Origin of the sequence: Cupriavidus basilensis OR16 (assembly GCF_000243095.1) — a bacterium.
GTDB lineage: Bacteria > Pseudomonadota > Gammaproteobacteria > Burkholderiales > Burkholderiaceae > Cupriavidus > Cupriavidus basilensis_D.
This window is the reverse complement of the sequence record NZ_AHJE01000121.1, coordinates 1-20,143: the sequence shown is the minus strand read 5'-3', so window position 1 is coordinate 20,143 and position 20,143 is coordinate 1. Positions and strand designations below refer to the sequence as shown.

The following is a 20,143-nucleotide window of genomic DNA, read 5'->3' as shown; positions in this document are numbered from 1 at the left end:
CGGCGTTGGAGGCCCGCGCGGGCTCAGGCGGCTTGCGGTTTGAACGTCATCGCTATGCCGTTCATGCAGTAGCGCAGCCCGGTCGGCTTGGGGCCGTCGTCGAACACGTGGCCCAGGTGGCCGCCGCAGCGCCGGCAATGCACTTCCGTGCGCGATATGCCGAAGGACCGGTCCTCGTTCGTGCGCACGGCGTTCTCCAGCGGCGCCCAGAAGCTGGGCCAGCCGGTGCGGCTGTCAAACTTGGTGCGCGACGAGAAGAGGTCGAGCTGGCATCCGGCGCAGGCGAAGATGCCGGCGCGATGCTCATCGTTCAGCGGGCTGCTGTAGGGCCGCTCCGTGCCTTCCTGGCGCAGCACGTCGTACTGTGACGAGGTCAGCATCTGGCGCCACTGGGCGTCGGAGCGCACCACCTCGAAGGTTTCGGCGGGCTTGCCCGCGTTCGCTGCATTTGCCGGGCCAGCGGCCAGCGCGCGCCAGCCGCTAACGGCCGCAAGCGCCGCCACGGCGGCACTGCCTGATACCAAAAAGCGCCTTCTGCTTCCCATGATGTGCTCCTTGCCTCAATGTATCGATCGCGGCGACCGACTTGCCGCCGATCGCTGCCATGGATCGTTGGCCGCATCGTATGGCTGGCACCATCCCGGAGTCCTCACCAAAGGTTAAATTAAATGTGATAACTCGCCGCCCCAAAATTTTGCACAATAGCCAGGCCGGCGCATTTCCTGTGCCTCCCCTGTCACGCGCGAGCCGGCTCGCGCCCCTAGGCTGAACATGGATCACCCCAAGCGCATCCTGATCGTCGAAGACGATGTCGACATCGCCAACGTACTGAGCCTGCACCTGCGCGACGAGCGCTACGAGGTCGTGCACAGCGCCGACGGCAACGAAGGCCTGCGGCTGCTGGCGCAGGGCAACTGGGACGCGCTGATCCTCGACCTGATGCTGCCCGGCGTGGACGGGCTGGAGATCTGCCGGCGCGCCCGCGCCATGACGCGCTACACGCCGATCATCATCACCAGCGCGCGCGCGAGCGAGGTCCACCGCATCCTTGGCCTGGAACTTGGCGCCGACGACTACCTGGCCAAGCCGTTCTCGGTGCTCGAGCTGGTGGCCCGCGTGAAGGCGCTGCTGCGGCGCGTGGATGCCATGGCCAAGGACCTGCGGGTCGACGCGGGCAGCCTGGAGCTCGGCGGCCTGTCGATCGATCCGCTCACGCGCGAGGCCAGCGTGGACGGCCGGCGCATCGAGCTCACGCCGCGCGAGTTCGACCTGCTGTATTTCTTCGCCCGGCATCCCGGCAAGGTGTTCTCCCGCATGGACCTGCTCAACGCCGTCTGGGGCTATCAGCATGAGGGCTACGAACATACCGTCAACACCCATATCAACCGGCTGCGCACCAAGATCGAGGCGGACCCGGCACAGCCCAGCCGCATCCTGACCGTGTGGGGGCATGGCTACAAGCTCGCGGCGGGCACTCCAGGAGGTGCGCCGTGAGCCTTGACCTCGGACTGAACCTTAGCCGCCGCCTGACCCTGACGCAGCGGTTGTCCCTGGTGTTCTCCGTGCTGCTGCTGGCCTGCTGCGGCGCCTCCGCGTGGCTGCAGGTCCGCTCCAACGACATGCGCGAGAAAGAGGTCATCCAGGACCTGTCGCGCGGGCTGGCCGGCCATATCGCGCGCAATGCGTCGCTGATGGACGCCAACGGCCTCAAGCCGGATGCGCTGCGCCGCCTGTTCGGGCAGCTGATGGTGGTGAACCCGAGCGTGGAGGTCTACCTGCTGGACAGCCAGGGCCGGATCCAGGGGCACGACGCGCCGGCCGGGCACCTGCTGCGCCAGCAGGTAGACCTGAAGCCGGTGCAGCGCCTGCTGGCCGGCGAGCCGCTGCCTATCCTTGGGGACGATCCGCGCAGCGCGGGCGGGCGCAAGGTGTTCAGCGCCGCGCCGCTGCGCGGGGGCGGCGCCGAGCCCGCCGGCTATATCTACGTGGTGCTGCTGGGCGAGGCGCATGACGAACTGGCGGCGCGCGCCTCCGCCAACTCGGTGCTGCGCACCACGCTGTGGTCGATGGGGCTGGTGGCGTTGCTGGGCTTGCTGGCGGGGGTGATGGCGTTCGGCCTCATCACGCGGCCGCTGCGCCGCCTGACCGAGGCGATGCGGCGGTTTGATGCCGACGGCGCGCCCGAGACGCAGCCGCGCGTGCCGCGCTCGCCGTCCGGCAGCGCGCGCGATGAAATCGTCGCGCTGGAAGCGGCCTTCGCGCAAATGGCGGACCGCATCGCCGAGCAATGGCGCGCGCTGACCAAGCAGGACCAGGAGCGGCGCGAGCTGGTTGCCAATATTTCGCATGACCTGCGCACGCCGCTGACCTCGCTGCACGGCTACCTGGAAACGCTGTCGCTCAAGGCCGATACGCTCAGCGAGGCCGAGCGCCAGCGCTACCTGGCCATCGCGCTGGCGCAAAGCGTCAAGGTGGGGCGGCTGGCGCAATCGCTCTTTGAGCTGGCGCGGCTGGAGCACGGCATCGTGCAGCCGGCGCTGGAGGATTTCTCCCTGGTGGACCTGGTGCAGGATGTGTTCCAGAAGTTCGAGCTGGCGGCCGAGGCGCGCCATGTGCGGCTGCGCGCCGGCATCCCGCAGCGCCTGCCCGCCGTCACGGCCGATCTCGGCATGATCGAGCGCGTGCTGACCAATCTGCTGGATAACGCGATCCGCCATACGCCGGCCGAAGGCACCATCGATGTCGATCTTGCCTTGCGCGACGGCAAGGTGGCGGTCACCGTCAGCGATACCGGCCCCGGCATTCCGGCGGAACTGCGCGAGAGCCTGTTCCAGCGGCCGTTCAGCGCCGGCGGCGCGCATCGCGGCGGCGGGCTGGGGTTGCTGATCGTGCAGCGCATGCTGCAGCTGCATCGCAGCCAGATCCGGCTGGTGGAGCGCGCCGGCAGCGGCACGGCGTTCAGCTTCGAGCTGCCGGTGTCCGGCGGCGCCGCCGGCAATGGCCGCTAGCCGCGGGCAGGCTCAGTCCACTGCCTGGCCGGCAAAGCGCTCGATCAGCCACGAGGCGGCGGGGCCGGGTGGCGTGTCGGTGCGGTAGATTGCATCGAACGGGTAGAGGTTGCTGTGATTTTCGGGTAGGTCGAGCAGCACCAGGCGGCCCGAGTCGAGATCTTCCTGCACCATGGGCACCGGCATATTGCCCCAGCCGATGCCTTCGCGCAGCAGCATGTGCTTGGCGCCAAGATCGGCCAGGCGCCAGGTATGCGTGCTGATCACCGCGAAATCCTTGCCGCGCGTCAGCGCCGAGCGGTCCGACAGCACCAGTTGCACATGATGCCGTCCGGCGCCCGGCAGGTTCGGGCTGCCGCCGGCCAACGGATGGCCTGGCGCCGCAACCGGCCGCAGCATCACATCGCCGATCCAGATGCGCTCGATCCCCGTCACGCCTGCGCCGAGCGGCCCGCTGACGCCGATGGCGGCGGCGCCGTCCAGCACCATCTGCGTCACGGCGCCAAGTGCCTCCATGTGCAGGTGCAGCGCTACCGTGGGAAATGCCGCGCGGAAGGCCTTCAAGGCGTCCACCACGCGCGCCGCGGGCAACATCACGTCCAGCGCCAGGTGGACCTCGGCCTCCAGGCCTTGCAGCAGGCCCTTGACCTTCGAGCGCAGCCCGTCGATGCCCATGGTGACCGTGCGCGCCTCGGCCAGCACGGTGCGGCCCGCCTCTGTCAGTTGCGGCTTCTTGGTGGTCTTGCGGTCGAACAGCGCCACGCCGAGCTGATTCTCCAGGTTGGCGATCGTATAGCTGATGACCGAGGTTGCCCGGCTGAGCTTGCGGGCCGCGCCGGCAAAGCTGCCGACGTCCACCACGGTCAGGAACACCTTCAGTTGATCCAGCGTCGGGGTACCGGGATTTGGCATCTTATCGATTTTATCGAACGTTTCGATCCATATTATCCCACTTTCGCGGACGTAAAAACCCGCCTACATTTAGGTCCATCGGTTGCCGTACCCGATTCAGAACCTGAACCTGAACCCGAACCCGAACCATCTTCCTGCTCTCCGGCGCGTCCAAGCTGGCCGCGCCGGCTGCCATGATCGGCTACATCCAGTCGGTCGGCCTGCCGCTGCCGCAGGTGGCGCTGGCCATTGCCATTGCCGTGGAACTGGTGGGCGGCATCGCCCTGGTGCTGGGATACCGCACCCGCGTGGTGGCTGCCATCCTGGCCGTCTTCAGCGTGGCGACCGCGCTGGCCTTCCACGCGAACCTGGCGGACCAGAACCAGTTCATCCACTTTTTCAAGAACATTGCGATGGCCGGCGGCCTGCTGCAGATCGTGGTCTACGGTGCAGGCCGCTTCAGCCTGGATGCGCGCCGCGGCAACGCCTAACGCGCGCAGCGGGTTTCACGCGCAGCCATGCGCATGGGAAACGCCAGCACGAAGAGCAGCGCGGCCAGCACCAGGGCCGCACTGAGTATTGCCAGGCTATAGGTGAAGCCGCCGGTGGCGGCCTTGATGGCGCCCACCATGACCGGCGCCACCAGGCCCGCGCTGCTGCCGATCGTGCTGATCATGGCGATGCCGGCAGCCGCGCCCCGGTCCGCCAGGATGCTGCCGGGTACGGACCAGAGAATCGTGAAGGCGCTGGAAACACCCGCCGACGACAGCGCCAGGCACAGCACCGCCGCCAGCGGGTTGTGCATGAACAGCGTGGTGAGGGACAAGCCCAGCGCGCCAACCAGCGCCGCTACGGCAAAATGCCAGCGCCGCTCTCCCGTGCGGTCCGAATGGCGCCCCACGACGATGGACGCCGCGATGCCGGTGACTGCCGGCACCACCGCGTAAAACCCCACCTGCAGCACGCTCAGCCCCATCATCTTCAACAGCGTGGGCTGCCAGAACGACAAGGCATAGATGCCCAGGATGGCGAGAAACGAGATCAGGCCGAGCATCCACACGCGCCGGTCGCGCATCGCGGCGCCAAAGCCGTGGGTCGCGCGGATGCCGTTGGCGGCCTGGTCCTCCTCCAGCAGCCGGGCGACGCGCTGCCGCTCGGGAGCGCTGAGCCAGCGTGCCTGCGCAGGGCCGTCCGACAGCATCACGAAGGCCAGGATGCCCAGCAGCGCGCTCGGTATCCCCTCCAGCAGGAACAGCCACTGCCATCCCTGCAAGGACCACGCGCCATTGAGGAACGTCATCACCAGGCCCGCCAGCGGCCCGGCCACGATTGGCGCGGCACCATAGGCCATGAAGAACAGTGCCGTCACCTGCGCCCGGCGGCGCGACGGGTACCAGAGCGTGAAGTAGAACAGCACCCCCGGCGCGAACCCGGCCTCCAGCACCCCGATCAGGAACCGCAATGCATAGAACTGCGTGGGCGTGCTCACGAAGATCATGGCCGCAGACGCCAGTCCCCACAGGCCCATGATGCGCAGCAGCGTAGCCCGCACGCCGATCTTTGCCAGCATCAGGTTGCTGGGCACTTCGAACAACGCATAGCCGAGAAAGAAGATGCTAGCGCCCAGGCCAAAGACCGCATCGCCAAAGCCGAGCTCCTCGCGCATCTGCAACTGCGCATAGCCGACGTTGGTCCGGTCCAGGTAATTGAAGACATAACACACGCATAGCAGCGGCAGCAGCCGCCATGTGATCTTGCGGAACAGCGCGACGTCGCCGGCCGGATCGGCGGCAGCCAAGCCGGCCGGCTTGGCGAGGGTAGCGGTGTTCATTGCGCGGGCCTCCAGTCTGCCGGCGCGCTGGCCGGGTGGCCGAACTCGGTCTCGCCCCACAAGTGGCTGGACGGCGCGCCAGGGAACAGCCAGTACGGCGTGCACTCGGACGACGGCACGACGTTGCAAAATGGATGCGCTTCCGAGGCGCCCGCGATGGTTTTCTCCAGCACCATGGACAGGTATTGATCGTTGCTGCCCTCCTGCGTATTGCCGTTCAGGATCACTTCCGCCCCGGTGGCGCGTGCAAAGCGCCGGATGCCGTTGTGGCGCGAATGCTCGGGCGACCAACTGTCCGCGCTGACACCGTTCTCGCTGCTCACGCGAATGCCGTCGGGCGTGCGATAGACCAGCGAGTGATTGCCTTCGGTGTGTCCTGGCGTATGCACCAGCGCCAGGCCGTGGCCCAGGTGCACGCTGCCGTCGAACGCACTGATGCGCTCCTGCGGCACGCCCGCCAAGCCGTTGGGGCAGTACCAGTCGGCCTGCACCGGCAGCAGGCCGTGCACGTTGGCCAGTTCCTGCCGGTGCACCAGCAGCCTCGCGTTGGGCAGCAATCCGCGGCTCGCGCCGCTGCCGAGCCAGCGGCGCACGTCCTGCGTGTGCAGGTGATCGTAGGTGATGTAGTCGATCTGCTCGGGCGCCACGCCGCAGCGTGCCAGCGCTTGCAGCACCGTGCCGTAGACCGGGGCGATGGTGCTGTGCAGGAACCGCGGCGTCTGCGTGCTCATGCGCTTGAAATAGGGCGTCTCGGCGCCGGCCTCGAAGTCCGCGGGAGTGAACAGCAGCGTGCGCAGGCACCCCGCGAAGTCCTCGTACTGGATCAGCACCATGCGCGACAGCAGGTGGATCAGGTGCGGCTTGAGCATCTGCTGCGAGTACACACCGCTAAAGGCGTACCAGGCCGGGTAGGGAACCCGCAGCAGGTTGAAGCTGCGCGCGAACCGAACCGGCGGCGCTTCCAGGAACTGCTCGCGGAAGTGCGCTGCGCCGCGCCGCAGCGCGCGCAGGCGGTCCTGTGGCGCGCTGGCGCTGCGGGCACCGTCAAAGTCGGAGATCGGCAGCAGGCCTATCGGATCGGGATCGCGTTTCATGCGTTGTCTCCTGTGGTTCTTGTTCTTCTATTTACGCGGCTTCGGCCTGGCGCGCTTCTGGCTGGCCCAGCAGGCCGCTGATCAGCTTGGGCAGCATGTCCGCTGGCGTGCCGGCCAGCAGCTGGCGCAGCATCGTCAAGGTATCGAAATACACGCGCTCGCAGACCAGGCGCTCGCCCTCGAAGATGAACAGCGCGATCATGCGGCAGCGAAAGGCATTGCCCGTCGGCGGCAAGCCGCGCAGCGCGCCGCGGTGCGTGCCCAGCAGCCAGAACTCCACGATCACGGCATCGTCCGTGTGGCGCAGCTGGATGATCTCGTGGCGCTGGTCGGGGAAGGCCTGGCGGCTGTCGATGTAGTACTGGCGCACGGTGTCGATGCCGTCATGCACTTCGCCGCTGGGAATCAGCTCGTAGTGCGGGTGCGGGAAGGTGGCCAGCACGGCGTCGAAATCCTGGCGGGTCTCGTCGGCAAAGTGGTCAAGGACCAGGCGCTCGCGGCGCGCCTTGAGATCATGGGAGAGGGTTGTGGTCATGCTGAAAGCTCCGTGGCGGGCAATCTGCGGAACACTGCGGCCGATGCCGCAGTCCGTTGCCTGGAGCGATTATCTGCAGCGCGCTGGCGCAAGACTGTCGCCGCTTGGCAATTGCAGATCCGGATAAACCCCGGGTTTGGCGCGCGCGTGCGAGGGCCCGATTTCTTCTGTTTGATCGGCGGCGGAGCCGGGGGGCGTTACGTAACGCGTAACGGAACAGGCGCGAGAAGGGTACGAGAAGGGCGCGCTTCAAACGCACGATCGCGGCTGTGTCTGTTTCCCGAAAAGCCAATCCACAAGCGGGTTCCGTGGCTGTGAGCATGGTCGCGCGCGGCACGGGAAAGCGCGCTTTTCTCATCGGGCATAACTATTGCGTCTAGCCCACTACTTGAGGATTCAACGCAATCACCAGAGAGGTTCGACCGTGCGCAATCAGCAATATTTCCTTGGTATCACATTGGGCGCGTTGGTGCTGCTTGGCGGCTGCGCCAACGGATCCGACGGCGCTATAGGCAAGACGGGCGCCATAGGCCCGACGGGTAATTCGGGGGCCACAGGCAACGCCGGTGCCTCGGGTGCGGCCGGCAGCGCAGGCGCAAAGGGCGATGCCGGGGCTGCCGGCGCCACGGGGACCAACGGATCGGACGGCGCAGCGGGGGCCACGGGCGCCACAGGCACGAATGGAGCGGGCGGTGCCACGGGCGCAACAGGGGCAACGGGCACGACGGGCACGACGGGTGCCGCCGGCCCCTCGGGCGCCACGGGCGCTACCGGACCCGCGGGATCCACCGGCGCCACCGGTGGCACGGGGCTCACCGGCGCTACCGGTCCCTCGGCACTCAATCAGCTCGGCACGGCAATCAGCGGCGTGGGCGGTGCGGTCGGCGCCGTGGGTACCGGCCCGCTGGCCGCCGTTACCGCCCCCGTGGGATCGATCGTCGGCCAGGTTGGCCAGATCGTGGGTGGTGTGGGGCCGCAGGCCATCACCAATCCGGTGACCCAGGTCACTGGCACGCTCGGCCAGGCGATCGTGCCGCTGACCTCCACGCTGACCGGCGCCACGCAGACCCTCGGCGCAGCTACCGGCCTGGGTTCCGTCGTCGACAATTTGCTGCGCACGGTTGGCGGTACGGTGGGCACCGTTGGCACGACGATCACGCAGACCAATGCGCCGGTGGTATCCAGCCTGGGTGGCATCGCGACGACGACCGGCAATACGGTTTCCGCGCTGGGCGGACTGGTCAACGCCCCCACGGGCGGCACTGGCAACAACCCGCTGGCTCCGGTCACGAACCTGCTTGGGGGACTGACGGGTGGGCTGACGGGGGGGCTGGCACCAGGCAATACGCCGGCGTCGGGCCTGCTCGCGCCGGTTACCAGCCTGCTCAACAACACCCTCGGCACGGTGACGCACGCCACAGGCAGCGGCGGCGGCGCGCTGCCTGGTGCCTTGCCTGGCTCACTGACCAATGCCCTGGCTCCGGTCACCAATGTGCTGGCAGGCGCAACCGGCGCGGCGGGCGCCGGCAACGCGGGCGCGGGTGGCCTGCTCGGCGGACTGCTTGGCGGGTTGGGCGGCACCAAGCCCTGATACGTTCGCGCCTTGGAAAGAGCCGTGGCGCATGGCGCCGGTTCTTCTTCAACCTGAGCGCGCCAGTCGCTCAGGCGCTGCTGCGGCAACGCATGCGCGCGCATGCGGCTGGCCCCCGGCAGGTACAGCATCGGCTTGCTGCCACGCCGCTACGCTCACGCGCGCCGCCAGCTCGACAAAGCTGGCCACGCTGGCGGTCCGCAACGGATAGTAGGCCACCTGGTGGCGCTCGCAGAATGGAGTCATGGTCGATGCAGTCGACGGGAAACACCACCATGTCCGCACGGGCCACGGTCGCCGCCAGCAGGCCCTTCCGGTCTTCGATGCCGCCATCGTGCAGCACGAGCTCGCCGCCGGTGGATGCCACCAGCGATTTCAGCGTGTGGTTGGATCCGGGGCGTCCGCCGACGTAGACAATGCGTTTTCCTTGCAGCTGCCGTAGCCCGGTGTGGCGCTCTTCCCCTGGTGCCGCGGCGGGGAGCATGGCGCGTTCCAGGGCTTCCGATTCGGCGCGGCTGATCTTCAGCTGGGCCAGTGTGTCGTCAAGCTGCACGCGCACGGCTTGTCTTTGCTCGTGTTCGCGCGTGGCGCGTTGCTCCGCGGCTTCGCGGCGGCTCGCCTGCAGCGCGAGCTCCGCATCGCGAGCCGCCAAGCTCTCGCGCAGCACCTGCAATTCCGTATCCGTATCGCGCAGCCCCGTTTGCCGGTCCGCGCGCGCGTTCAGCTGGCTGAGCTGATCGGTCATCTGGCGGATCGCTATTTCATGCCGTGTGCTCATATCCTGCAGGCGTTCCTGCTGGCGCTCGAGCTTGTCCCGCAGCGTGGCGTTTTCTTCTTCCAGCGCGATCAGCCGGCGGATGTCGGCGCGATTCGCCGCACCTACCAGGTGCGACAGCATATGCACCTCGCCAAACGCCGCCTGGCGAACCGCGCTGCTGGCTTCAGGGTGCGTCATCACTGCCCAGTAGGCTGGCGGGATGTCGCCGCTGCTGACAGCGTCGTCCCAGAGCTTGTGCACGGCCTGCGCGTCCTTGGCCACGCCGAAACGCTTCAATGTGCTCGCGTAGCGCTCGTCGAGCGCTTTCTGGAATGCCTTGCAACCCTCGCCGCCCGCGCTGGAAAGCTTGACCGCTTCGTGGTGGATTTCGAGGTCGGTGGCGCGCTGCCGGTCCAGCGCGGTGAAGCGCGGCACCAGCCTGCGCAGCTCGCCGGTGGTCATGCAGGTGCCGATCACCGAGCAGTGCAGGTGTGAATCCAGCTCGGCAAGGCGCGTGCGCCGCCGTACCGCGCGGCCCTGCGGTTCGGCTGGCGTGCAGCAGCCGGCGGCCGGCGGCTGCTTGTGGCCAAGCGCTGCCCCAATGCCATTGGCGCGAGCAAGGCGGAACGGTGGCGTGTGCATGCGGACCTCGCGTGGGAGAAGACGGGCAGGGTGGCGCGTTGCCATGCCTCGGAGAGGGGCAACGTCAGGATTTCCGTTTGGTCAGCGAAATATACCATTGAATATAACGGGTGCGCGGCGGCAGCCCAGGCACTCAGGCACTAACAGGCTGCCGAAAACGCGTCGCGTGGCATGGCGAAACCGATGAGTGTCGAGGAATACCAGTTGCTATGCGAGATTCCGCCGCCCTTGATGCTGGATCTGCCGTGGATCGCACAGATCGAAACCGAGCTAGACAGGGGCCGCTCTGTCCCGGCGAGGAGAGGCTGGTTCGTTTTTACGAGTGGGAACTGTGCTGCGAGTTGCTGCACAGTTGCGTGTAGCACCCATCACGCGGCAATCCATCAGTCAGATTGAAGTGCCTATTCATGCATATTCATTATCACGCGACCAATGTGGGTTTTCCTGCGCCGCATAACCCGGTAATCAAAACCGTCTTTGGTCGTCATTCAAATAGTCGGCGCTGACCGTCAGTGCAAATTTGCACCAGTAATTCCATTCGATGATATATTTTATTTTTATTGCAATACATATCGAATTTATCAAATTTTCAGATGATCAGTGATTATTGCTTGATTTTCAGGCCCTGTAGGGCATTCGATATCGAGACCAACAGGGAAATGCCTGTGGTCGAAGCAACGCGCTCTCTATAACCCATTGAAATTCCTGGAGTTTTGATGGGTTCGCCCTGCCTCGTGAGACCTGTTTCCCAGAACGTCATTTAACGCACGATTGGCCTGCCGAACTTGACGACGCGTCCCGCGCCTGCACAGTGATGGGTTTTTCCGCGATACCGTTTGCAGCCATCAGCCGACCGTAGCCGACGTCGGAATTTGCGCAATCGGGTCGGGGAGGCCATGGGGGCAGCGGTGGTTGCGTTTGCTCCCGAGCAGCAGCTTATATAGTGTTTACCGCAAATAGCGGATAGAATGCGCGCGAGGCAGTTCGAGTTCGCTCCAACTTCATGCTCTTCACCTGACTCAATCGTTAGCGCCCTACAAGAAAAAAATGCTACTGTCGCAACGGGACTCAAGTGTTATTCCCGGTTGACAGCAGGAACCGTTACAACATACCAAACGCGTAGATTATGTGTCCCCTGTGCATGAGATTTGTCACGGCTAGTGGGGCGGGCAGCGCATGTTTTCGGCTTGGCGGGAGGCGTGGCAAATGAATGTCGTCCATGTCAATGCCAATGATGTCAGTGGCGGTGCTGCGCGTTCCTGTTATCGGTTGCATCAGTTCCTCCTGCGGCAGGGAGTGAATTCACGCCTACTTGTCCAGCACAAGCGTTCCATCGATCCCACTGTCGAGTTGATCGAGTCGTGGGTCACGGATACGGGGTTGTTCCAGAATATTGAGCTCGTACAGCGCGTTTTCGCCGCTCACAATCGCACCGATATCAGCAACACACATTTCTCTGTCTCGCTTGCCGGATCGGACCTCAGCCGCCATCCGGCGGTCGAGGCCGCGGATGTCATACATCTGCATTGGGTCGCATCTATGCAGACGCCTGCCGATATACGGCGGCTGATGGCGCTGGGCAAACCGGTGGTGTGGACGCTGCACGATCTCAGGCCGTTGACGGGGGGCTGCCATTTTCCGGCAGGGTGCTCAAGATTCCAGGACAGCTGCGCTGGCTGCCCACAGCTGCGTCATGACCCGCTGGGCTTGCCGGCTGCAGCCTTGCGGGACCAGATCGCTCTGATCGATGCGACAAGCCTGACAGTCATTGCCCCCTCGCGCTGGATTGCGGAGCAGGCTCGATTGAGTGCGCTGTTACGAGACAAGGCGCGCATCGAGAACATACCCAATGGCATCGATGTCGATGTTTTTGCACCCCGTTCCCGGGCTGAAGCACGCAAGGAATTGGGTTTGGCGCGTGATGGAATCTACATACTCTGCGGAGCGGATCAGACCGAGGAAAAACGCAAAGGTTTCGAGTCCCTTGCCCGGGTGCTCTGCGAGGTTGTTCACGATCCACGTTTTGTCAGTAGCGGTGCCCGTATGTTGTGGGTGGGAGATCCACCCACCGGTCAAGCCTACGGCGATATACCTCTCATTCCTTTGGGTCGAATTCCACAAGAGGAGCAGATGGCATTGGCGTACGCGGCGAGCGATTTGTTTCTTCTCCCATCGCTCGAAGATAATCTGCCGAATATGTTATTGGAGGCGCTGAGCTGCGGAATTCCAGCGATAGCTTACTCGGTGGGGGGCGTTCCCGAAGTCCTTCATGACGGCGTCAATGGCCGGTTGATTCCTGCCGCAGACGAACGGGAATTCGTTCAGGCACTCCTTTGCCTTGTTGGCGATGCTTCATTGCGGGAGGAAATGGGACGGCGTGCCCGCGCTTTGGCGAGCGAAGCCTATGCCGCCTCGACGCCAGGTCGGAAGTGATAAACGGCTTGCAAGATCATTGGCTGCGTGCGGAGGAGACTTGTGCAGCCAGGCTCGACGTCATTGAGCGTCAGCAGATGGAAATCGACGCCAGGTCGGAAGTGATAAACGGCTTGCAAGATCATTGGCTGCGTGCGGAGGAGACTTGTGCGGCCAGGCTCGACGTCATTGAGCGTCAGCAAAAAGAACTCGACGCCAGGTCGGAAGTGATAGAAAGGTTGCAAGATCACTGGCAGCGCGCGGAAGATTCCTGTGCGGCCAGGCTCGGCATCATCGAAAAGTTGGAAGCAAGATCCTACGTCTACCGCGTCAAACGCTTTCTGCGAGGTAGGATGTGACGGAACCCTTGTACGATCGCGGGTCGAGTACGGATGCAATGCCTTCGACGAAACGCACTCGCCATGTCTCGCCCCTCCTGTGCGGTATCCAGACCATCAAGGAATTGATCCGGTTCGATCATTGGTGGTATTCGAAGATGCCGCCGCTGCTCGCAGTCGGCTATTTGTGCATTCTTCAGTTTGGATTGGGACCCGGACAGTCCGCTGTTTTACTGCCGTCCCTTTTCTTTTCCATTGCCTGTGTGGCGGCGTATGGTCACGTGATCAATGACATTTTTGACATTGAGTCCGACAGGCGAGCGGGAAAGCCGAATGCGATAGAACGACTGAGGCCGGGGCAGCGGGGCCTGATCTGTGCGGCACTCGTAGGCCTTGGCTATTTACCGGCGCTCGCGGTGAGTTATTCTCCATGGGGCTATTTACTTCTCGCACTGAATTACCTGTGGCCGACGATCTATTCCGTGCCCGGCATTCGTCTGAAAGAAAGGGGACTTGCGGGGGTGCTCTGCGATGCGGCTGGCGCTCACCTCACGCCCACGTTGCTGGTGTTGGCGGTACTGTCTCATCGGATCGCCATGTCGGGCCATCTCATGGTTTTTTCGGCAGCCGCGCTCATCTGGTCGAGCACGTTGGGAATCAAAGGCATACTCAATCACCAAATCGCGGATCGGGAAAATGACAGGGCATCGGGCACGGTGACGCTAGCTACCCGGGCTGCGCCTGGGCAGATCGAGCGGTTCTTGCCCAGATATAACCTGTTCGTGGAATTGCCGGTCAATGCCGCCTTCGTATTCATCGTGTCCCGCGTTTGTCCATTGGCCGTGCTTGGCCTGTCGATCTACTGTCTCGTTGAAGCGTTGAAATACCGATTGGGATTCCAATTCGCGCTGAACAGCGATCCGCGCAATACGCGTGCCTCGTTTCCGTTCGTGAACGATTTCTTTTACTACCTCTGGCTTCCGCTGTCCGTAGCGTTGCAATTGGCTTTAACTGGTCCGGTCTGGGCATTGGTGCCTCTTGTGCTGCTTGCCTTGTTCCGTCGAACCGCTTTACTCCAAATTCGCGACCTCAGTGCAGTAGCCAGGGTGTCGCGCAGCCACATCGGTCATCGGTGCGCGCAGTTCCGCCTCAAACGCCAAATGCACCCAGGGGAGCCGAATGGATCGTGACTACGTAGCGCGGCTCTATGACGACGAGTATGCCGCGTCATATGACGAGAAGTTCCTTGATTCACCGTTGTGCAGGTCCGACACCGAGTATCAACTGGGGCTGCTCAAGCAGTTCCTGGCCGATGGAGGCTCTTGGCTGGATGCGGCATGCGGTACAGGCTATTTCCTGCGTCACTTCCCACACATCGAACGTGCCGGCATCGATATTTCGCCTGCGATGATCCGCCGGGCACGCGAGGGAAATCAGGGTGTTCCGCTGCTTCTCCATGATTTTCGGGAACCCTTGCTGTCGTGGGAGAGCCGTTGGGATCTGGTGACCTGCATGTGGTACGCCTACGGGCTTGTTGGCACGATGGATGAGTTGCAAAAGGTGATACACAACCTGTGGTCCTGGACGAGTCCTTCGGGAACCTGTTTCGTGCCGCTGGCCGATCCCAGGCTGATCGCCGGCGTGAACCTGCCATATTTCGTGCCCACGCCGTGGGAGTCATGGGGCGGGCGTGTGCAAGTGACAGGCATTATGTGGAATTACATTGAAGAAGATGGCCGCAAAGTTCACTCGCAAATGCTCGCGCCGAATCTAGAGTACATGGTGGAGCGTTTCCAAACATACTTCAACCAAGTGGATATCATCCGCTTTCCACCGGTCGTTCCTGGTTGGGTGGGGCACCCCGCCTTGGTCGCCTCGGGAAAAAGATCGTCTGCCGTTTCGGGCACGGCATAACCGGTCGAGAACAAGGGTATCGATTTTCTCAGCACGATGAATAACGACCAGGATTACGAACAGTTGCGCCTCCAGTTTGACGCAGTCGTCAAGCAACTGGAAGAAAAGGAAGCCATCATTCAGGAACTTGCCGAGGCCGTTTCGGCCTATCGGGCAGCGTTCGCCTTTTTTCGCTATCCCTTAAGGGCATTCTCATGGGTGAGGAGAATCATCGGGCGGGCGATCCGTGCGTTGATCCGTGGGGCACGGCCACGCCTTGGAAATCTTTATCAGCATCCGCCGCGCCCTATTTATCTCCCGGCGCATTATCAAGAGCTTTCTTCGCTGGACCATACGCCGCGAGTCTCCATCGTGACGCCCTCTTTTGAGCAAGGGAAATACATTCACCGGACCATCGAAAGTGTTCTTGGCCAGCAGTATCCCAGTCTCGAATATTTCGTTCAGGATGGGGGGTCTGAAGATGAAACCGTCGACATTCTGTGCTCCTGTCAGGATAGGCTCAGTGGATGGGAATCAAAACCGGATAGTGGTCAATCGAACGCCATCAATCTGGGGTTCGGCCGCTGCACTGGCGAAATCATGGCATGGATAAACTCCGATGATGTGCTGCTGCCAGGAGCCATTCATACGGTTGTCAATTACTTTAATCGTCACCCTGACGTTGACGTTGTGTATGGTGATCGCTTGTTGATCGATGAAAATGATCTTCAAATCGGCAGATGGATATTGCCGGGTCATGATCCTAAGGTTCTGTCATGGGCTGACTATATTCCCCAGGAAACACTGTTCTGGCGCCGACGGGCGTGGGCCAGCATTGGTGGCCGCGTCGATGAAGATTTCAGGTTTGCCATGGATTGGGACTTGCTCGTACGGTTTCGAGAGGCGGGGGCGAAGTTTGCGCATATACCCCGATTTCTTGGCGCTTTCCGAATTCACGGGCGCCAGAAAACGTCCGCTGCCATCACCGATATCGGTTACCGGGAAATGAGCATGATTCGAGCGCGTATATTCGGGGAAGTCCCGAGTCACAAAAAAATAAATAGTGCCACCCTCCCTTTTTTAATAAGGCATTTGTGCGCTGATTATTTCTATCAGTTTCGAGCCTTTTTTCAAAGGCCTGGATTAAAATTCGAAGTCTCGCCTCTTCGCCGATCGCCGGTAACTAGCGATCGAGTATGACCTCACCATTGATAACTGTTGCCGTTCCGTCCTTCAATCAAGGTCAGTTTCTTGATCAGGCACTCGCGTCAATTTTTTCGCAGAAGATCCCCATCGAGGTATTTGTTCTGGATGCGGGATCGACGGACAACTCACTCGCAGTCATCAAAAAGTGGGGGAATCGCTTGGCTGGATGGCGCAGTCATCCTGACGAAGGGCAGGCGGCCGCCATCAACGAAGGTATTGCCAATGGACGTGCGCCTTACGTCTGTTGGCTCAATAGCGATGACTTTTATCTGCCTGATGGGTTGTCGAATATGCTTTACGAACTCGAAAAGCACCCGGGCGTGCCTGCGGTTTATGGTCGAAGCTGGAATTTTCAGGAAAAATCCGGAAGACGTCGCCCGGTTTGGACTGAGCCATTTGAGGAGCGTCGTCTCGCTTTGCGTTGTATCATTTCGCAGCCTGCAACGCTCATTCGGCGAAGTGCCTGGGAAGCGGTTGAAGGCGCTGATCCACGATTGCAGATGTGCATGGATTACGACCTGTGGTGGCGGCTTTACAAGCAGGTTGGACCGATGTTGATGTTCGATAAATATGTCGCGGTCAATCGCGAACATCTGCATACAAAAACAAGGAGCCGGCGGCGTGATCACTATCGGGAAGCCATGGCCACTGTTCGTCAACACTATGGGCGAGTGCCGCTGAAATGGTGGTTATACCAGCCCTATGCCGTCTGGTTTAAGTCAATATTGTATTGCTGATCGTCCATGCGGATTCTTCATTTTTATAAGACGTTTTTTCCGGACTCGATGGGTGGCATCGAGCAGGTGATCAACCAGATTGCGAGAGGCTCCAGTAAGTTCGGCGTGAAGGCGGAGGTGCTGTCGCTATCCTCAAAGCCGCAGCCGAAAATGATAGAAATGGCTGGCTATTTGGCACACCGGGCCAAGCTGACTGCGCAGATCGCCTCGACAGGCTTTTCGATTTCCGCATTTTCCAGTTTCAGGAAGTTGGCGGATAAAGCGGACGTCATTCATTACCATTTTCCATGGCCTTTTATGGATTTGGTGCATCTGACGACAAGCGTCCGAAAACCTGCGATTGTCACTTATCACTCGGATGTAATTCGACAAAAATATCTTCTTAAGATATATCGCCCGCTGAAAAGAAATTTTCTTTCGAGTATGGATCGAATTGTGGCCACATCTCCGAATTATCTGGCCACTAGCGGAGTATTAAAAGAATATTCTGACAAGGTCAGTGTTATTCCAATCGGTTTGGATAAGGAGACTTATCCAGAATCCAGCGAGGAAAGAAAGGAATACTGGCGGCAGAAATTCGGGGAAGATTTCTTCTTGTTTGTTGGCGTCCTGCGCTATTACAAAGGACTTCATATCCTCATTGAGGCCGCCAAGGGATTGGACCTCAGGATTGTGATTGTTGGTTCGGGGCCGGTGGAAAGAGAGCTAAAAAATCAGGCGAGTTCGCTTGGTGCGCGCAATATATATTTTTTGGGCCACCTTGAGAATGAAGATAAAGTCGCTCTCCTCACTTTATGTTATGGAGTGGTGTTCCCCTCTCACCTACGTTCGGAAGCATTTGGCGTTTCTCTGTTGGAGGGGGCCATGTACGGTAAACCCATGATCTCGAGCGAGATAGGTACCGGCACTACTTTTGTCAATATCGCTGGGGAAACGGGCCTTGTGGTGCCGCCGAGCAACCCTTTTGCGTTGCGCCAGGCAATGCAATATCTTTGGGATAATCCAAATGTTGCGGCAGAAATGGGGCGGCGAGCAGAGGAACGATATCGCCGATTTTTTACGGGCGACAAGATGGTCGAATCCTATGTCGGCTTATATAACGATCTGGTCAAATCGGAAAAATGGCTGGCTCGCACATGAAACTTCGAATCCTTGTCCCGCGTGACGCCCGCCTTCGTGCGACGAGCGAAATCCGTCGCTATGGGTATACGCTGCTTGCGCTGACGCGTCGTGAAATCCGCAAGCGCTACGCACGCACGCTGCTAGGTTCGTTATGGGCAGTACTGCTTCCGCTGGCAATGTTGGGAATCTATCTGACGGTATTCGGATTCATACTGCGTGCCGGACAGACCCAGGCCGAAGCATGGGATTACGCCTTGAACATGCTGGCGGGCTTGCTGCCTTTTCAGGCGTTCGCGGACGGACTGCATCGCGCCTGCGGGGCGTTGCGAGAGGATCGCTCGCTCCTCGAACGAGAGCAGTTTCCCGGGGGGGTGCTGCCTGCAGCGAGAGTGCTCAGTGCTTCGGTCGCCGAGATTGTCGGGATGGTCCTGTTGTCCTTGGCCGCTGCGCTCTATGGCAGGCAGGTGGGATTGCTGATCCTCGCCTTGCCGGCAGTCATTCTGCTTCGGATTCTGTTCACGTTGGGACTCGCGTGGATGCTCAGCATTTTTTCCGTTTTCGTCTCCGACGTCGCTGAAGTCCTTGGTTTTGTGACCACGGCTTGTCTATTCCTGACCCCCATCGTGTACAGCCCTGCCTCGATGCCCCACGCCCTGGCCTGGACGTTAGCTATCAATCCGCTGCACCATCTGGTGGAGATGTACCGTGGCATAGTTTTGCATGGACATGTTGAGCCGATGTTGCCATTGATCGTTGCCATGTGGGCGTTTATGTCAGCCGGCCTCGGTGCCTGGATTTTCAGAAAATCCATCGAGCGTACAAAGGACTTTCTCTAAGCATGTTCAGTGTCAGTGTTCGCGTCCAATCCCTGAGCAAAGCGTACAAGCGCTATCGAGTTCCAATCGACAGCCTGAAAGAACTGTTTTTGCGCCGACCCTACGCGGAAACCAGTTGGGCAGTACGGGACGTCAGTTTCGAAATTGCCGCCGGCGGTTCGATTGGTATCGTGGGCGACAATGGGGCGGGCAAGTCGACCCTGTTAAAGCTGCTTGCTGGAGCGCTTGCGCCCAGCAGCGGCAGTGTCGAACGGTTCGGCCGAGTCGCCGCGATCCTTCAACTTGGTGCCGGATTTCACCCCGATCTTTCCGGCCTGGAGAATATCCGGGTCGGCTGTGCCGTCATGGGGCTGTCGCCGGCAGAGACAGACAATATCCTCCCGCGCATCGTCGAATTCGCGGAACTCGGCCACTTCATCGAACGGCCGCTGCGGACCTACTCTTCCGGCATGTACCTGCGTCTGGGATTCTCGGTTGCCACCGCCATCGACCCCGACATTTTGGTGGTGGATGAGCATCTGTCGGTGGGCGACCAGCATTTCCGCGTCAAATGCATGCGCAAGATCATGGCCTTGCGGGAAGCAGGCTGCACCCTGATTTTCTGTTCGCACGATTTGTTTTCCGTCGGTGAAGTATGTGAAAGGACGCTATGGATGCATGAAGGGCGACCGAGGATGCTGGCGGACACCGAAAGCGTCCTGAAAGCCTACCGGGATTATGGGCGTGCAATGGATGCCTCCTCTGCGCCTTCGGCTACCGAGGCCGTATCTTCCAATCAGCGCAAGCAAGCTGCCGGCAACTACCTGCAGGAAGTCTCGGTGGACGGCTCCATCAAGGACGGAATTATAGAGACAGGAGGCTGGCTCGAACTCCGGGTCGTTGCCGAACTCACTGACGCAGCCTGGCATGAGGGTGTTCATCTGGGGGTGCTTATCGTGCGCAATGATGCGGTCTGGTGCTTTGGCGTCAGCACCAAGATGGATGGAATGACCTCCGGTTTCCATTCCCTCGGTGGCAATTCCTATGGCGCAAGCTTCATCGTCGACGATCTGCCCTTATTGTCAGGACAGTATTCGTTCACGGTGGCGCTCATGGATGATCGCAGCCCTCTGATCTACGATACCCGGGCGGGCGTAGCCCCCTTCACCGTCAGACATGCAGGCAAGGAAGTTGGACTGGCGCGAATTTCGCACCGATGGGAGCTGAAATGACGCGTACAGGATTGCACGATATCGCTAAAAAGTGACAAA

General features: G+C 61.4%; 19 protein-coding genes. 13 read left to right on the top strand and 6 right to left on the bottom strand.

Going from position 1 to position 20,143, the window contains the following annotated elements; all coding sequences use genetic code 11:
- Nucleotides 1–23: 23 nt before the first annotated feature.
- Complete coding sequence (gene msrB / locus OR16_RS33720) at nt 24–545, bottom strand: peptide-methionine (R)-S-oxide reductase MsrB (protein ID WP_043422153.1); 522 nt, start codon at nt 543–545, stop codon at nt 24–26.
- 226 nt (nt 546–771) lie between these two features.
- On the opposite strand from msrB, the gene OR16_RS33715 reads away from it, so the two are divergent.
- A complete protein-coding gene (locus OR16_RS33715; RefSeq protein ID WP_006163302.1) occupies nt 772–1,494 on the top strand; it encodes a response regulator transcription factor in 723 nt (240 codons plus the stop codon).
- Entirely contained in the window at nt 1,491–3,008 is a 1,518-nt protein-coding gene (locus tag OR16_RS33710) for a sensor histidine kinase (RefSeq protein ID WP_006163301.1), read from the top strand. The genes OR16_RS33715 and OR16_RS33710 overlap by 4 nt, the downstream gene beginning before the upstream one ends.
- A gap of 12 nt (nt 3,009–3,020) precedes the next feature.
- On the opposite strand, the gene OR16_RS33705 is transcribed toward OR16_RS33710, so the two are convergent.
- Nucleotides 3,021–3,920 (bottom strand): LysR family transcriptional regulator, encoded by a 900-nt coding sequence (locus tag OR16_RS33705; protein ID WP_006163300.1) that lies wholly within the window; start codon nt 3,918–3,920, stop codon nt 3,021–3,023.
- A gap of 128 nt (nt 3,921–4,048) precedes the next feature.
- Between OR16_RS33705 and OR16_RS33700 the strand changes: the two genes are divergently transcribed.
- Complete coding sequence (locus OR16_RS33700) at nt 4,049–4,390, top strand: DoxX family protein (RefSeq protein WP_272942896.1); 342 nt, start codon at nt 4,049–4,051, stop codon at nt 4,388–4,390.
- On the opposite strand, the gene OR16_RS33695 is transcribed toward OR16_RS33700, so the two are convergent.
- The 3 genes from OR16_RS33695 to OR16_RS33685 are packed head-to-tail and all read right to left on the bottom strand — an operon-like array spanning nt 4,387 to nt 7,359.
- On the bottom strand, nt 4,387–5,730 hold the full coding sequence (locus tag OR16_RS33695; RefSeq protein ID WP_006163292.1) for an MFS transporter: 1,344 nt from the start codon (nt 5,728–5,730) through the stop codon (nt 4,387–4,389). The two genes, OR16_RS33700 and OR16_RS33695, sit on opposite strands and share 4 nt — an antisense overlap.
- Nucleotides 5,727–6,824: a hypothetical protein gene (locus OR16_RS33690; RefSeq protein WP_006163291.1), complete on the bottom strand. Its 1,098-nt coding sequence runs from the start codon at nt 6,822–6,824 to the stop codon at nt 5,727–5,729. The genes OR16_RS33695 and OR16_RS33690 overlap by 4 nt, the downstream gene beginning before the upstream one ends.
- A gap of 31 nt (nt 6,825–6,855) precedes the next feature.
- The gene (locus OR16_RS33685) at nt 6,856–7,359 is read right to left on the bottom strand and encodes an ester cyclase (protein WP_006163290.1); all 504 of its coding nucleotides are present in this window, start codon (nt 7,357–7,359) and stop codon (nt 6,856–6,858) included.
- Nucleotides 7,360–7,783: 424 nt separating this feature from the next.
- Between OR16_RS33685 and OR16_RS33680 the strand changes: the two genes are divergently transcribed.
- On the top strand, nt 7,784–8,950 hold the full coding sequence (locus OR16_RS33680; RefSeq protein ID WP_006163289.1) for a collagen-like triple helix repeat-containing protein: 1,167 nt from the start codon (nt 7,784–7,786) through the stop codon (nt 8,948–8,950).
- 70 nt (nt 8,951–9,020) lie between these two features.
- Here the strand turns inward: OR16_RS33680 and OR16_RS33675 are convergent, their stop codons facing one another.
- Nucleotides 9,021–10,349 carry a DUF2325 domain-containing protein gene (locus OR16_RS33675; protein ID WP_006163288.1) on the bottom strand — a complete coding sequence of 443 codons (1,329 nt, stop codon included), beginning with the start codon at nt 10,347–10,349 and terminating at the stop codon, nt 9,021–9,023.
- Between the two features lie 1,206 nt (nt 10,350–11,555).
- Here OR16_RS33675 and OR16_RS33670 point away from each other — a divergent pair.
- From OR16_RS33670 to OR16_RS33635, 9 genes are all read left to right on the top strand, one after another.
- Nucleotides 11,556–12,782 carry a glycosyltransferase gene (locus OR16_RS33670; RefSeq protein ID WP_006163287.1) on the top strand — a complete coding sequence of 409 codons (1,227 nt, stop codon included), beginning with the start codon at nt 11,556–11,558 and terminating at the stop codon, nt 12,780–12,782.
- Between the two features lie 77 nt (nt 12,783–12,859).
- Nucleotides 12,860–13,120: a hypothetical protein gene (locus tag OR16_RS33665; protein WP_141639956.1), complete on the top strand. Its 261-nt coding sequence runs from the start codon at nt 12,860–12,862 to the stop codon at nt 13,118–13,120.
- Nucleotides 13,121–13,158: 38 nt separating this feature from the next.
- Complete coding sequence (locus tag OR16_RS33660; protein ID WP_006163285.1) at nt 13,159–14,289, top strand: UbiA family prenyltransferase; 1,131 nt, start codon at nt 13,159–13,161, stop codon at nt 14,287–14,289.
- The gene (locus OR16_RS40205; protein ID WP_006163284.1) at nt 14,279–15,013 is read left to right on the top strand and encodes a class I SAM-dependent DNA methyltransferase; all 735 of its coding nucleotides are present in this window, start codon (nt 14,279–14,281) and stop codon (nt 15,011–15,013) included. The genes OR16_RS33660 and OR16_RS40205 overlap by 11 nt, the downstream gene beginning before the upstream one ends.
- Nucleotides 15,014–15,049: 36 nt before the next feature.
- On the top strand, nt 15,050–16,192 hold the full coding sequence (locus tag OR16_RS42135; protein ID WP_100228032.1) for a glycosyltransferase family 2 protein: 1,143 nt from the start codon (nt 15,050–15,052) through the stop codon (nt 16,190–16,192).
- Nucleotides 16,189–16,935 (top strand): glycosyltransferase family 2 protein, encoded by a 747-nt coding sequence (locus OR16_RS42130; RefSeq protein ID WP_006163282.1) that lies wholly within the window; start codon nt 16,189–16,191, stop codon nt 16,933–16,935. The genes OR16_RS42135 and OR16_RS42130 overlap by 4 nt, the downstream gene beginning before the upstream one ends.
- 6 nt (nt 16,936–16,941) lie before the next feature.
- Nucleotides 16,942–18,075 carry a glycosyltransferase family 4 protein gene (locus OR16_RS33645; protein ID WP_006163281.1) on the top strand — a complete coding sequence of 378 codons (1,134 nt, stop codon included), beginning with the start codon at nt 16,942–16,944 and terminating at the stop codon, nt 18,073–18,075.
- Nucleotides 18,072–18,893 (top strand): ABC transporter permease, encoded by an 822-nt coding sequence (locus OR16_RS33640; protein WP_006163280.1) that lies wholly within the window; start codon nt 18,072–18,074, stop codon nt 18,891–18,893. The genes OR16_RS33645 and OR16_RS33640 overlap by 4 nt, the downstream gene beginning before the upstream one ends.
- Nucleotides 18,894–18,895: 2 nt before the next feature.
- The gene (locus OR16_RS33635) at nt 18,896–20,104 is read left to right on the top strand and encodes an ABC transporter ATP-binding protein (RefSeq protein ID WP_081488955.1); all 1,209 of its coding nucleotides are present in this window, start codon (nt 18,896–18,898) and stop codon (nt 20,102–20,104) included.
- Nucleotides 20,105–20,143: the final 39 nt, after the last annotated feature.